The following is a 13,250-nucleotide window of genomic DNA, read 5'->3' as shown; positions in this document are numbered from 1 at the left end:
ATGGAGAACTGCAGAGCAGCGCTCCGATAGAACTGAAGGAGGTGCAACGATGCGTGAAATTTATATGTTTGACACGACGCTCAGGGATGGAGAACAATCCCCTGGCGTCAACTTGAATACGAAAGAAAAGCTCGAAATTGCACATCAGTTGGAGCGCTTGGGCGTCGATCGCATCGAAGCGGGATTTCCTGCCGCATCACCGGGCGACTTGGCGGCTGTAAACGCGGTGGCGAAAGCGGTAAAGAACTCGACGATTGTCGGTCTTTCCCGTGCGCGCATACCCGATATCGATGCCGCCTATGAAGCTTTGAAGGATGCGCAGGATCCATGCCTGCATCTCTTCCTTGCATCGTCTCCGATTCATCGGAAGTATAAGCTCCGCATGGAGAAAGAACAGGTGCTGGAAGCAGCCGATGCGGCCATTCGCTATGCTAAGAAATATTTCAGCAAGATTGAATTCTCCCCGGAAGATGCGGGCCGCACTGAATTGGATTTTCTATCCCAAGTTACAGAAATGGCCATTCGCGCCGGCGCTACTGTCGTCAATATTCCGGATACGGTCGGCTATTTGACGCCGTACGAATACGGCAACATCTTTAAGACGCTCAAGGAGAACGTTTCCGGTATTGAAAAGATTCAGCTCAGTGCTCATTGCCACGACGATCTTGGCATGGCAACGGCCAATGCGCTTGCCGCCGTACTGAATGGCGCCGATCAAATTGAAGGCACGATTAACGGCATTGGCGAACGAGCAGGCAACACGGCGCTTGAAGAGGTGGCGATGGCTCTTGAGACGCGCGCGGATTTCTATCAAGCGAAGACGTCATTCGTGTTGTCCGAAATTGCAAGAACGAGCCGCCTTGTCAGCAAGTTGACTGGGATGGCGGTTCCCGGAAACAAAGCGATTGTCGGGGCTAATGCCTTCGCGCATGAGTCAGGCATTCATCAGGATGGCATGCTCAAGGAAAAATCGACGTATGAGATTATTTCCCCAGAGACGATTGGTTTGAAAGAGAGCAAGCTAGTGCTCGGCAAGCATTCCGGACGTCACGCATTCCGCGAGAAGCTTTTCGACTTGGGATATAACCTTGATGGAGAGCAAGTGAATCATGCGTTTGCCAAGTTCAAGGAACTGGCCGATAAGAAGAAAGAAGTGTCGGATGAAGATATCCGCGCGATGATTGAAGAGAAGCTCATCGATGCGCCTGAAGCGTACACATTGGAAACGATTTACGTCGCTTACGGCAATAAATCGATCCCTTCTGCGAAGGTGCGGATCGTAACGCTGGATGGTGGCGTGCTGGAGGAAGAGTCCGAAGGGAACGGCTCCGTCGACGCGATCTATATGGCAATCGATAAAGCGACGCAAGAGGCAGTGGAACTGTCCGATTACTCCATCAAATCGGTTACGAACGGCAAAGATGCGCTTGGAGAAGTACATGTCGTGCTTGCTCAAAATGATATCGCCGTAACAGGCAGAGGCGTCAGCACCGACATTCTCGAAGCGAGCGCTCGCGCTTACGTTGACGCGTTGAATCGCCTAATCGAGAAACGGAAGTTAGACGGCGGCAATCGGCGTGATAAGATCGGGCTGCTTTAAGCTTTGATCAGGCGCTGTATGCACGCAATGGAAAATAAATAATCAAGCGCCGCCAAAGGTTGTCCCACAACATGAATGTGGGGCAGTCTTTTTTATTATGGAGTCATTCTAATGTGCACCCGACCCTATGTCTTTCTTGATAAGTCCTTTTGTTCACTCTCCCATTGTCTCAGCTCATGCAACTGACGTCTCCGGAACAGTCCGATTGCTTCATTAAATGGGTTGGAAAAGAGATGCAGACGCCTCTCAAAAACTAGTTCTATTGTGCACCCTACGCACTCTGCCTATGGCACTCTACCTATGTCTTGATAAGTCCTTTTGTCCGCTCTCCCATTGTCTCAGGTTGTTCAAATCATGATTCAGTAAGAGCTGTTGTTGCTCAGATTCTGCGATTAAGTAGCTAGAAGGATACCGGATATATCTACTTGAAACATCAATCTTTATTTGCTATAATTTGCATAAGCAGAACAAATGTTCTCTTTCAGGAGGGCGGTAATATGGTGGGGCGGGTGTCGTTTAAGTCGTTGGAGGAGCTATTTGCGCATTTTCATTCTGAGGAAATATGTGCGGATGAGGTATTTCGGAGAAAGTGGCCTCATGGTTACGTTTGTCCTTGTTGCAACCACCGTGAGGCGTATACGATTCGTTCGCGTCGGCTGCCGCTATACCAATGCTGCTCCTGCCACCATCAATGCTCTCTCATTGCAGGCACAGTAATGCAAGGAAGCCGGACTGAACTCAGGAAGTGGCTGGCTGCCATTTGGCTCATTTCAAGAACCGACGAGGGGATTAATGCTGTTCAGCTAAGTTCACTCATACAAGTTACCTATAAGACGGCTTGGGCGATGCTGCACAAGCTTAGAGCCGTCATGAGTGCAGTCGATGCAGATCGTCCGCTCGATCAGGCTGTTCGTGCCGCCTTGACCTGCTATGGACCGAAATACACTCCTTTATTTCATTTGCATACCAAGGAACATCCGTATATGATTGCCGCCTCGATGAGTGAGGACAACACTCCCATCTATGTGAAGATGAAGCTTGTTTTGCGCAAACATTTATCCTATAAGAGCTTGATGAATGAGGGGCGGGAAGCATTTGTCTCACGGCACGTATCTTATGATGCGCGTAATGTTGACATTATGAAGCACCCTTTCCGTTTTCGCCGGCCTGATGTGCTTCGTCACCTTGCTGATCAGGCTCGCGCTTGGATTAATAAGACGTTTCATGGCTTGGGTGGGACATACTTGCAAGCTTATTTGGACGAATACTGCTATCGCTGCAATCTTGAATCGCAGCATGTATCCATATGGGAACGGTTGGCGGATCAATGTTTATCCGTTAATATCTTTACAGCGTTAGTGTGGAGAAGACATGGAAGAACGAGAGGGAGAATGCCTCTTGCTGCTTGACGGAAAACGTTTGCGTCTTGTTTTAAGCTGAAATTGACAAGGTTTAGAGCTGGACAATCAGCATAACTTATCACGAAGCTTCCATTTACAGTGAGATGATAAACGCTACAATTGTGCAAATATCAGCATTTATCGATAAGGATATTGTCAAGTATGGCAGTTAAGCGAGCCCATTATAGTTGCAGCATTGCGTCACTGCCATTATTCGATGCTCAAGAGATCATTCTCAAGTTAATGAGGATGGTCTGCTTTGTGTGCAAGGAAGTCTTTGAGTCATGTTTTAGTCCTGTAAATGCCACGTACGGTGGATGGTGCTGCAGTGCATTATCTCGATACTATAAAAAAACGGCTATTGATAGTGTTGCGGACATGGATTGCATCACTTCTATGGCAGACGATGATATTGCAATATACGATGAAATGTAATAGATTTTGATCTTTTACTGAAAAATGGGCAAATAGCTACATGCTGTGCTCATTTTCTGAATAGTTGGGATAGTGGGCAAAAGGACTATTTAGAGCAATACCATCCATCCATAGCGCTACCTTATTTCTTAACACCCAATTAACACCTTTCCCGCCTGCCGCATTGGAGAATCAATGATACGATAATTCATGTCAGAGAGAGACCATGTAGTGTGGTAAAATAATGACAGATGTTTTGGCCTATAATCAGGAGGATGATGAAAGATGGAGCAACAACCCAACAATGTCCGTTTGACGACTTTGTCAAGCAAAGGAGGATGCGGCTGCAAGATTGGCCCTGCAGATTTGGCGCAGGTGCTGCGGCAGCTGCCCGCGGCGGAGAAGCATCCCGATTTGATCGTCGGCTTGGACACAAGCGACGATGCAGGCGTGTTCCGGTTGAACGACGAGCTTGCGATCGTGCAGACGGTCGATTTCTTCACGCCAATTGTGGACGAACCGTACGCATTCGGCCAGGTTGCGGCAGCCAACGCGCTTAGCGATATTTATGCGATGGGCGGCAAGCCGTTGACGGCACTCAACATTGTGGCATTTCCGATCTCAAAGCTGGATAAGTCCGTGCTGGCAGAAATATTGCGTGGAGCGGGAGACAAGGTCAAGGAGGCGGGGGCTACATTGGTCGGAGGCCACTCCATCGATGATGCGGAGCCGAAATTCGGAATGGCTGTAACCGGCATCATACACCCGGATAAGGTGCTCACCAACGCCGGCGCCCGTCCGGGAGACAAGCTCGTGTTAACGAAGCCGATCGGGGTCGGCATTATGACTACCTCGCTCAAGCGCGAGCTGCTGCAGCCAGATGAAATCGAGCTCGTGACAAAGACGATGACGATGCTCAACAAGACGGCGGCGGAAGTGATGGCGGCTTATGATGTTCACGCCTGCACGGATGTTACCGGCTTCGGTTTGCTCGGGCACGGTTCGGAAATGGCGCAGGGCAGCCAGACCGGCCTGCGCATTTATGCAGAGTCCGTTCCGGTTCTTCCGCGCGTGCGCGAGTTGGCGGAGCAGGGCGCCGTACCCGGCGGCACAAAGAACAACTTCAATCATGTGAAGGATAACATTCGCTTTGACGGTCGCTTGGATGACCTATCGCAGCTGATTATGTGCGATGCCGTTACTTCCGGCGGATTGCTGTTATCCGTAGCGGAGGCAGACGCGGAAGCCCTGCTGCAAGCGATGAACGATAAAGGCGTTGCGGCAGCATGCATCGGCGATGTCGTTGCGGATCATCCGGGTCAAATTACCGTGACGGGGCAGATGGTCGGCAATCGCGGCTAATAAGCGTCATTCTATATATATTTTTCCGCGAGTCTCAGGCGCATTCAGAAAATGAAGGGCTATTCTGCACAATTGGTTGGAATTAATCTGTTGGTGAGAGGCGTGCCAGACGACCTTTTGCCGGTTGATTAAAATAATTTGCGGAGATACGTGAGGGATTCCGAGTTCGAGAGATACCCGATCGGACAGCGCCTTTTCCTCGACGACCCGGATAACGCCGAATGCGAAGCGGGAAGAGACGTCCGGAAAGCGGGATATAAACTGATTGAGCGCGATATGGGCGACCCGGCTCGACCCGCAGCGCGAGCTATGTTTGTATAAAAACAACGGTCTGGCATCGGATTGCTGAATGAGCTGCGTAAGCTGTTCGCCGGATTGAATAATCATCAGAGACATCGCAAGGTTCCTCCTTAGCTTTCATATCAAGCGCGTTGAACGCGGCTATGTATTCGGTTCTTGTCAGGTCCAGGGTGACATACAATGAATTGAACCGGTACGTTTTGCAGGACATGGGGGGAACTGCTGATGTGGGACATCTCTTGGTTTACGTTCGTGCTTCTATTTTTGGCAAGCTACCGCTTGACGAGGCTTATCGTGTTCGATGAAATAACGGCATTTTTGCGCCGCCCGTTTGTGGAGGAACGGTTCCACACCGACGAAACGGGCGCCATTTATGCCGTAATTGACGAAAAAGGCGGACGTTTTCACGCATTTATGCGGAAGCTCTTGACCTGTTATTGGTGCGTCGGAGTGTGGTGTGCCGCCGCAGTGGGAGCAGCTTATTTACTTATACCGGATATTGCTTATCCGTTCGTGCTCGTGCTGGCGATCGCCGGGGCGGCCGGGATTCTGGAATCGTTTGTTAAAGGCTGAGCAGGCAACTGCCTGCCTTTTTTTATGCTCTTTTTGAACCACGCATTAAATGGATGCTTATTTGTCCACTAATAAGGCAGCCGTCTGCATCTTTCAAAATCATAATAGCATATGATAAATTATGGCTCGGTTAGTCGTCAGGTTGCGATGTAATTCAGCAAGCTGTTCAGCCTATGCGAAAAGGTATGCTGGGCACATGTTCTGTGATAGGCTTTGGCTGCCGCTTCCTGCCTTTTCCCGGGTTCGTTCATATAGTGGTGGATGAGATCCGCGCACTGCTTCGGGGAGTCATAGCAGCCAATCTCTTCTCCCGGCGTATAGAATAATTCCAGATCCGGACGGTAATCGGTAAGCTGAAAAGCCCGGCATGCTGCGATATCGAATGTGCGGTTGTTGATCGTATGAGCGGGAGCCCCGGCTTTGTTCTTATCGATGAGCGAGTCGTCCTCGCTCCTATGGATATTCAAGACGATGCTTGCGCCGTTAAAATAACGAGGCGTTTCCGAGAAATTAATCCATTTGCTCCGAATGCTTGGCACGCAGCCGCCTGACCAGTCTACCGTTTCCCAGAAATGACCGACCAATTGCACCCGGACATCCTTGTTGACATACCGCAGCGCTTCCTTCATGAAAGCAAGCCGATTGTCGTAGCCCGTTCCGATGAAGCATACGTCGTTCCGGTACGAAGCATGAACGGCATACGGACGAAAAATGTCCAAGTCTGTTCCGAGCGGCAGGTGAAATACGCGCTTGCTGCCGTTCCTTTCATAGTAGGGGATGCACCCGGAATCAATCGTAAACACATAATCGTAATGCGGAGCCACTCGCAACGCGTTGTCGATCGCGTATGGATCGTCCGTGAACCAGACGCCCGTTGGAATGCCCATAGCCCGGATGGCGCGAATCAGCTCCGGAGGAAGAAATGACTTCGGTCCGCACAGCGTAAGCACAAAATCAGGAGCGAATTGACGGATTTCGGGCAGCAAGCTCTGAATGGGAGTCCGATTGAGCCGAAATAGCCGCACCTCGTGACTGTGTCCGCAAACTGCTTTCATCAGCGCATTATCGAGAATATCAATCGGTCTCCGGTAGCCGGAAGCAATATAATACAGCTTCATAGACGCCTCCTTGCTTGCCTGTGAAGAAAGGACGAAAGATTAAAAAAGGGATGGTTTGGTCCACCACCCCAAGCGATCAGCATTTAAATTATCCAGGGAACGGATAAGGCGCACCAGGGAAGACGTCAGGGCATTGTTGAGGGAACGTGACCACACAAGGACCTTCCGGAATCGGAATTTCAGCGCGCGGCTGGCACAATTCCGCTTCAACCATCATCTTGACGTTAGCTTTCACTTGAATGCTTTGGCAAATGACGATATCGACGTTGACGAACGTGTTGTTCACGATATCCAAGAACTCGATTCTTGTTGCTTCCGGCACGATATGGCAATCGATTACCGTTCCCGGAGGAGCGCACAAGAGCACTTTTTCAAAGCGCACGAAGTTCTTCGTATATTTGCAGTGCACAACGTTCGGGATAACCGAGGTGTCGATAATCGTTACCTCATACGTTCCGAACTTTCTTATGACTACCCGTTGCAACGTCACTGGAGTGCCACCGACCGTGACAACTACGTTTTCTCTCGTAGAACCAACTTTCTCTTCGCAGTCGACGTCAACTACTCTTACCTCGATTCGGAATGAGGTCGGAAGCGGTAAGCAGGACATCGGATCGACTGTGGACTCGTCGACAATTTGGGTTACTTTCAACACCCAATCGAATATTTTAGGAACCTCTATACATTCCAAAGAGGGTAAAGGCAAATATTCGGGGGGTGTCGTCTGCCCTTGAACCAACTTGCTCTCCATTGATGTTTCAGGCCTCCTTTATAGAATTCAAATTCAATACAGTCTATGGAGGAGGTAATAAAAAGGTGACGAAACCCCATGAATTTTTTGGAGGGATAACGGTGCTGAGGAATGTCTTTTTTCAAATGCCGCAAGGTTCGCATTGGCTCGGCATTAACCGTGACGGGGTGCTGCAGCATGCGGTGCATCGGCTGCAGGAGCCGCCGCTGTTCATGACATGGCAGGCGCACGGGCCGATCAGACAATTTTGCGCGATCCCATCTGAGCATCAAATTCATGTTCTGGCGCAATGCGATACGGGTCTCTACTATTTGAAGTGTTCTCTGGATACGGGCCTGCAGCAGGAACGGTGCATTGAGCGCAGCGGGAGTGCCGGGTTCCCGTATTTATTCATGCATCGGTCCGCCCTATATATTGGTTATGTCGTGAAAGAGCAAGAGGCGCTGACGTTCAAGATGAAAGTCTGCCATAAAGGAGTGTGGCGCGAGCGTTCCGTTACGTTTCCGGATATGAGTCCGGGTCAAACGGGCCAACGTATCGAGCAAGCGTTATTTACCGTAAGCGAGCAAGGGAGGCTTTACGGCTTGTTTCATGTGTGCAGCGATGAAGAAGAGCAGCATGCTCTTGAGCTGCTTGAAGTGGATTTCAAGCACGAGAGCGACGAGGTATGGATGCGCCTGTTCGCAGCGGCAGAGGTTCGCCAGCGGTGGAAGATTGGATTGTCCGTCGATGAAGACGGCCAGCCTCATGCGGCGTGGACGATCCTCAGCGGTACGGCGGTTGCATCTCATTATGCCAACCCAACGCGAATTCCCGGATCATGCATGCCGCTATCGGTTCGATTTGAAGATGCGGTGCCGCAGCCCTACTTTATATGCAGGAGAGAAATGCTGCTGCTGCTGCTGGTTGAAGAGGGCGGGCGAATTGCGATTACATATTCGACGGATTACGGGGAGTGCTGGTCGCCCTTTACCGATATATGCTTTTCACCACAGGCGCAGCTGTCAATCGTCCAGAGCATCATAAGCGAATCTGACTGGCTCATTCCGGTGCTCTTGCTCGGAGTGGGGGCACCTTTCTTCCGGCCGATTGAAGAGATTGATTTGCTGAACTCGTTCTCTGCGATGAAGGCTTTGCTGCCTGTTGACACCGGGTTAGCTTTCTACGGCTTGCAGGTGGAAAGGTTATTCCGGCATTTCGAAGGCAAGGTGGATGGGCTGCAAGCAGCCGTCAACGAGATGGACAGCGGCAATGCGGCAAAAGAAATGTCGCTGCAGCAGATCATGGAGCAGTGCCGGATGCTGGAACAAATGGAGCGCGAAGTACTGGCGGAAATAAAGAAGCTGCAGGAGGCGGCCGATGCGGAAACATTCTCTCTGCGCTTCATATTATAAGTGTAGTTCGAAAAGTGGGCTTTTCAGGATTTACCCAGATCAGAACGGAGGGGGAACAGATGAAAATCCAAATTAGCTCCAAACCGCTCTGCACGATTTCCGAATCGATGCTTCCCGATGTGTATCAACTGCTTGGCATGCATTCGTTTACTTTTCATTTGGACAAAGAAAACGATACGCTCAATATTGTCAATCCGTTGTCGGGGCATCAGGTCGTATTGGAAAGCAAATGCAAACGGGTTACCGACAGACTGCTGACGCTCGCCAGTGAAGCGCTTAGAGCAGCTGGGCTGCAGGTATGGATTGTTGAAACAGAGGATGAACGAAAGGCATGCTTATCTGAGTTGAACGGAGCGAAGCCGAGTATTTGGCTTTCGGTGTTGGAGCCTGATCAGGACGAGAATAAGGTCACAGCCCATTTTTTTGTTCAGCAGATGAAATCAAGCAAACAGCTGGCACAATTGCTTATCCAAAATATTGTGAAGCTATCTGACTTGCCTGTCGGCGGGGTGTCGTTGAATTGGAAGAAGATAAAGAGTTATATTTCTCCTTTATCCGGCCACAATATGCCGATGGTTGCTTTAACGTACGGAAGGCTCTATGCGTTGTCTCCGCTGGAGTTGGAGCAGTTGTCCCGAAGCTTTGTATGCGCGGCGACCTCATTTTTTGCGAAGCAGCCGGTCCTTGACCTCATTCGAACGCTGCAGTGGATGGAGCAAGCTGGCCTTGCCGTTCAGCAAGAGACGGATGATTCAATAGCTGCGGAACAGCACTGCGATGTAGAAACAGTGGAATCGGGCCCAGCAGCTGCAGCCGCAGATGATGCAGGCCAACTAACCGGAGCGGTTGGCATTCCGAATGCAGTCGAGGATGAGCTTGTGAACGATGCGGATGAAACAGATGAAGAAGAGTATGAGGCAATTGAGGTTAATGAAGGAAATGAAGGGTATGAGGCAATTGAGAACAATGAAGAAGAGGAAATGAATGAAGCAATTGAACTAAATGAAGAAAATGAAGCCTATGAAGCTTATGAGGTCTATGAACACGATGAAATCCATACTATCACTGATTCAGATTCACAATTTCCGCCGGAAACCTTGCTGGAAGCAAGTGAAGCAGATGCAGCCGAAGCTGTTCACACTGTCACTGCCGGCACAGAACCAGAGGATCGCATTGAATCGGAACGTCAAGGCGAGAACGGGATGAAGGCTTTGGCAGAAGAAGGGCAGGACACGCGTTCCAAGCATACGCCAACATATTCGACTTTTATATGGCTGCACACGCAGACGGCAAAGAAGGAGCAGGGGCCATCCGATGAGGAACAGCGCCGCAACCCGTCATTTTTTAGTTACATGAATCAGATGTCGCAAAAGCAAGGAAAAAAGCAGGAACAAAAACCGTTTAATATGATGACGTTAGAGAGAGAAAGGGCTCAGAAATCGTAATATGGGCTGCCTTCGAATCGCAGCAGGAGCCTATCGTGAAATGGTTCGTCACTGCATGGAAGAGAAACCGCTTGAAGCCTGCGGCCTGCTGTCCGGAAGCGGTGGGACGGCCGGACGCTGCTGGAATATGCGGAACGTCAATCAGAGCCCTGTATCGTTCGCTATGGATACGGAGCAAGTGGTGGCGGCTTTACAGGAAATGAAGCAGCACAATGAAGAATTGTTAGGAATATATCATTCTCATCCGAATAGTTACCCTTACCCGTCCGCATTCGATATTGAACATGTTGCGTATCCCTGTTCGTACCTTATCGTATCATTGAACCGGTTGCGACCGCGCGTCCGCAGCTACCGCATCACGGGGGGAGATGTGCAACATGAGCCGATTTGGCTTGTTCCTTCCTAACGGTCTTCTTATCTTTGTCTTTGCAGTATGGATAAGGGACCGTTTTTGTTTATTGTAGGCTTCCAGAATTCCCAAGTCCCCCTTTTACAACACGTCCTACAGGGGAATCGATTGATAGATTTCCGCAATGAAAGCCAACCCTTCCGGGATCGGGTCGCGTTCATCTGCAGGTTCAAAGGAAAAGACGAATTTGACATCCAGTCCCGTCCACGCCTCATCGAACACAACCGGTATTGTGTAGCTCCGCAAGCATTGTGAGCGGCTGTGGCTGTCCGCATTCAAGGAAGAGAAAATGAGCAGGGATTTTCTTCCTGGGTTCATAGGCTGAGGACATGAATGAAGAAGGTTCAGGGTATCTAAATCTGCAATGTCAACACGAGTATGCAATTCAGTTGTGCTGAACACCATGAGCACAATAAGAAAATTGTTCGACAGGTCCAGATTAATCGGATGGGATTGCGCCGCATAGCCCTGACTGCAGTCAGCTTGATTCGCGGCAGCATATTTCACAATATGCGGATCGGGGACGGGCAGAAACGCGCTGCCGTCATTAAATAGCCTCGCAAGGGCGTTGTTTTTGTCATACAGCTTGCCTGTCTTGATGACATTTGGAGCCGTTCCGGACAACAGCTGGCCGACAGCCGTCTCTCTGTCGGCAGCGCCGACTACGGTCGCGGTATGGCTTACTAGTCTCTGAATCGGAAGCAATGGCACGATTTGCAACCTCCTATCCAATAATGATGCCATAAGATGAGAGCACCATACCCGCATGAATAACGGGTATGGCTGTTGCTGTCCTAGATTACATCAATTTTCTCAGATTAGAGCAGGGTGTTTTGATAAATATCGGCCGCGAAGGCCAAGCCGGCCGTGTTGATGGCGCCGTTGGTGAGATAGTTCGTCACTTGGAAGGAGAAGACGAATCGCACGCCAATGCTGATATTGATTAATCCGAGGGAAGCCGGGATCGAGTAGAAGCGGACTCTTTGCCAGTTATACGGGTTGGCGACATCGGTCGTTACGCCGGTGGTTGGGTCCAACGAGCCGGCGTTCAAGTCGACATCCAGCCCTGGAACCGGGAACAAGCTGATTCCAAGCGAGCTGACGGCTTGAATCCGTGCGGTCACGGCGTTGTCGGCAAATACGGTCAAAGCGATTAGAAAATCATTGACGATACCGATTGTCAATGGAACCGTAATGGATACTGCGGCAAAGCCGTGGGTTTCTCCGGGAATGAACGTCGGCTGCGTCCATACGGCCTGTGGATCCGGAGCAAGGGAAAATATGGTGTTGTCATTGTCGAACTTGCGAATTTCAGGCCATATCAATGGCGCGTTTCCTACATTGACTACGTTAGGAGCTGCGCCGCTAAGCGCTAAAATAGCTGCATTTGCCCGGGTATCCGCGCTGACTACGTTGGCTGTGGTGCTTGTAAGCCGTTGAATAGGAATAATTGGCATATAAAATAACCTCCTTTAGGCTTGTTAAAGGACTTGGTGTTGTCCCTTCACATTACTACTGTATGAACAGCCGGAATCGATGGTATGGATGGATCGCTAGATTCATTCGCACAAACCTTCATCGTTGAATCAGCATATTTATAGATTAGAAAGTTAGATTGAGGAGGTAAGAAATGACGATCCCATTAAAGAAAAAGCTTGTCTTCCGCACGCTGCACGTGACGGCTCACTGTGAAAACGCGATTAAGTTCATATTGCGGAATGAGACAAAACAACCGTTATGTGACCTTGATATTACCGTGACCAACGATAATTTGAAGGAAAAATGTATAATTCATCATCATAACGACCGCCATCATGAGTGCAATTGTCACGATAAGTGCAAACATAAGCACGACTGCGACTGCCACGATAAGTGCAAGCACAAGCGCGACTGCGGCTGCCACGATAAGCGCAAGCACAAGCGCGACTGCGACGGCCACGATAAGCGCAAGCACAAGCGCGACTGCGACTGCCACGATAAGCGCAAGCACAAGCAAGATTGCGATTGCCATGATAAATGCAAGCATAAGCACGACTGTGATTGCCATGATAAATGCAAGCACAAGCACGACTGCGATTGTCATGATAAATGCAAGCACAAGCACGACTGCGACTGCCACGATAAGTGCAAGCACAAGCACGACTGCGATTGTCATGATAAATGCAAGCACAAGCACGACTGCGATTGTCATGATAAATGCAAGCACAAGCACGACTGCGACTGCCACGATAAGTGCAAGTGCGGTGATCACGGACATCATAAAAAGGGAAACAAATGCGAAGTTCCTTGTATCGTCAAAGTAAAAGTACAGACCACATTTTGCGCAAAAACGATTGTGTTAGATTGTCCGACATGCTGCCTGCACCTCGACTTTGAAGAACTTTTCGGATGTTGCAATTGCATTCCGACGAGTGAACCAGACAATTTGCTCTTGCTCACGCTGACGTTCGACAGACCTTTCTGCCAAGGCGACGTATTAACTAT

The 13,250-nt window shown here is 49.8% G+C and carries 13 protein-coding genes; 7 read left to right on the top strand and 6 right to left on the bottom strand.

The window, feature by feature from the left end:
- Positions 1-49 precede the first annotated feature (49 nt).
- The 3 genes from JSQ80_RS04760 (at position 50) to selD (ending at position 4,776) form a co-directional block, all read left to right on the top strand.
- Positions 50-1,600, top strand: a complete 1,551-nt coding sequence (locus JSQ80_RS04760) for a 2-isopropylmalate synthase (protein WP_206094541.1) — start codon at positions 50-52, stop codon at positions 1,598-1,600.
- A gap of 497 nt (positions 1,601-2,097) precedes the next feature.
- Positions 2,098-3,009: a transposase gene (locus JSQ80_RS04755; RefSeq protein ID WP_206094540.1), complete on the top strand. Its 912-nt coding sequence runs from the start codon at positions 2,098-2,100 to the stop codon at positions 3,007-3,009.
- A 690-nt stretch (positions 3,010-3,699) separates the two neighbouring features.
- Positions 3,700-4,776, top strand: a complete 1,077-nt coding sequence (gene selD / locus JSQ80_RS04750; RefSeq protein WP_206094539.1) for a selenide, water dikinase SelD — start codon at positions 3,700-3,702, stop codon at positions 4,774-4,776.
- Between the two features lie 6 nt (positions 4,777-4,782).
- Here selD and ytxJ read toward each other — a convergent pair whose 3' ends face one another.
- Positions 4,783-5,172, bottom strand: a complete 390-nt coding sequence (ytxJ, locus tag JSQ80_RS04745; RefSeq protein WP_206094538.1) for a bacillithiol system redox-active protein YtxJ — start codon at positions 5,170-5,172, stop codon at positions 4,783-4,785.
- Positions 5,173-5,301: 129 nt separating this feature from the next.
- Here ytxJ and JSQ80_RS04740 point away from each other — a divergent pair, with 129 nt between their 5' ends.
- The gene (locus JSQ80_RS04740) at positions 5,302-5,649 is read left to right on the top strand and encodes a DUF1360 domain-containing protein (protein WP_087433325.1); all 348 of its coding nucleotides are present in this window, start codon (positions 5,302-5,304) and stop codon (positions 5,647-5,649) included.
- Positions 5,650-5,786: 137 nt separating this feature from the next.
- Here JSQ80_RS04740 and JSQ80_RS04735 read toward each other — a convergent pair whose 3' ends face one another.
- On the bottom strand, positions 5,787-6,767 hold the full coding sequence (locus JSQ80_RS04735) for a CgeB family protein (protein WP_206094537.1): 981 nt from the start codon (positions 6,765-6,767) through the stop codon (positions 5,787-5,789).
- An 88-nt stretch (positions 6,768-6,855) separates the two neighbouring features.
- On the bottom strand, positions 6,856-7,518 hold the full coding sequence (locus JSQ80_RS04730; RefSeq protein ID WP_087433327.1) for a BMQ_0737 family morphogenetic spore coat protein: 663 nt from the start codon (positions 7,516-7,518) through the stop codon (positions 6,856-6,858).
- A gap of 65 nt (positions 7,519-7,583) precedes the next feature.
- Here JSQ80_RS04730 and JSQ80_RS04725 point away from each other — a divergent pair, with 65 nt between their 5' ends.
- Genes JSQ80_RS04725 through JSQ80_RS04715 form a run of 3 tightly spaced genes read left to right on the top strand, consistent with a single transcriptional unit; the run spans position 7,584 to position 10,763 of the window.
- Entirely contained in the window at positions 7,584-8,912 is a 1,329-nt protein-coding gene (locus JSQ80_RS04725; protein WP_206094536.1) for a hypothetical protein, read from the top strand.
- Between the two features lie 59 nt (positions 8,913-8,971).
- Complete coding sequence (locus JSQ80_RS04720; RefSeq protein WP_206094535.1) at positions 8,972-10,357, top strand: hypothetical protein; 1,386 nt, start codon at positions 8,972-8,974, stop codon at positions 10,355-10,357.
- 1 nt (position 10,358) lies between these two features.
- On the top strand, positions 10,359-10,763 hold the full coding sequence (locus JSQ80_RS04715) for a M67 family metallopeptidase (RefSeq protein WP_087433330.1): 405 nt from the start codon (positions 10,359-10,361) through the stop codon (positions 10,761-10,763).
- 96 nt (positions 10,764-10,859) lie between these two features.
- Here JSQ80_RS04715 and JSQ80_RS04710 read toward each other — a convergent pair whose 3' ends face one another.
- The 3 genes from JSQ80_RS04710 to JSQ80_RS04700 form a co-directional block, all read right to left on the bottom strand.
- Positions 10,860-11,477, bottom strand: coding sequence for a histones H3 and H4 (locus JSQ80_RS04710; protein WP_206094534.1), 618 nt, complete (start codon positions 11,475-11,477; stop codon positions 10,860-10,862).
- A gap of 107 nt (positions 11,478-11,584) precedes the next feature.
- Positions 11,585-12,223 carry a hypothetical protein gene (locus tag JSQ80_RS04705; RefSeq protein WP_206094533.1) on the bottom strand — a complete coding sequence of 213 codons (639 nt, stop codon included), beginning with the start codon at positions 12,221-12,223 and terminating at the stop codon, positions 11,585-11,587.
- Positions 12,224-12,501: 278 nt separating this feature from the next.
- Positions 12,502-13,026, bottom strand: coding sequence for a hypothetical protein (locus JSQ80_RS04700; protein ID WP_206094532.1), 525 nt, complete (start codon positions 13,024-13,026; stop codon positions 12,502-12,504).
- Positions 13,027-13,250: the final 224 nt, after the last annotated feature.

It is taken from the genome of Paenibacillus apiarius, assembly GCF_017052585.1.
In the GTDB taxonomy this organism is placed as follows: Bacteria; Bacillota; Bacilli; order Paenibacillales; family Paenibacillaceae; genus Paenibacillus_B; species Paenibacillus_B apiarius.
Note: the sequence above shows the minus strand (reverse complement) of the source record. Positions and strands in the feature narration are given on the sequence as shown.

Bases quoted from the DNA above. Each gene is read 5' to 3' on its own strand.
- JSQ80_RS04715 (WP_087433330.1), top strand. From the start codon at position 10,359: ATGGGCTGCCTTCGAATCGCAGCAGGAGCCTATCGTGAAATGGTTCGT.
- selD (WP_206094539.1), top strand. From the start codon at position 3,700: ATGGAGCAACAACCCAACAATGTCCGTTTGACGACTTTGTCAAGCAAA.
- JSQ80_RS04730 (WP_087433327.1), bottom strand. From the start codon at position 7,518: ATGGAGAGCAAGTTGGTTCAAGGGCAGACGACACCCCCCGAATATTTG.
- JSQ80_RS04705 (WP_206094533.1), bottom strand. From the start codon at position 12,223: ATGCCAATTATTCCTATTCAACGGCTTACAAGCACCACAGCCAACGTA.
- ytxJ (WP_206094538.1), bottom strand. From the start codon at position 5,172: ATGTCTCTGATGATTATTCAATCCGGCGAACAGCTTACGCAGCTCATT.
- JSQ80_RS04755 (WP_206094540.1), top strand. From the start codon at position 2,098: ATGGTGGGGCGGGTGTCGTTTAAGTCGTTGGAGGAGCTATTTGCGCAT.
- JSQ80_RS04760 (WP_206094541.1), top strand. From the start codon at position 50: ATGCGTGAAATTTATATGTTTGACACGACGCTCAGGGATGGAGAACAA.
- JSQ80_RS04720 (WP_206094535.1), top strand. From the start codon at position 8,972: ATGAAAATCCAAATTAGCTCCAAACCGCTCTGCACGATTTCCGAATCG.
- JSQ80_RS04740 (WP_087433325.1), top strand. From the start codon at position 5,302: ATGTGGGACATCTCTTGGTTTACGTTCGTGCTTCTATTTTTGGCAAGC.
- JSQ80_RS04735 (WP_206094537.1), bottom strand. From the start codon at position 6,767: ATGAAGCTGTATTATATTGCTTCCGGCTACCGGAGACCGATTGATATT.
- JSQ80_RS04700 (WP_206094532.1), bottom strand. From the start codon at position 13,026: ATGATGTCCGTGATCACCGCACTTGCACTTATCGTGGCAGTCGCAGTC.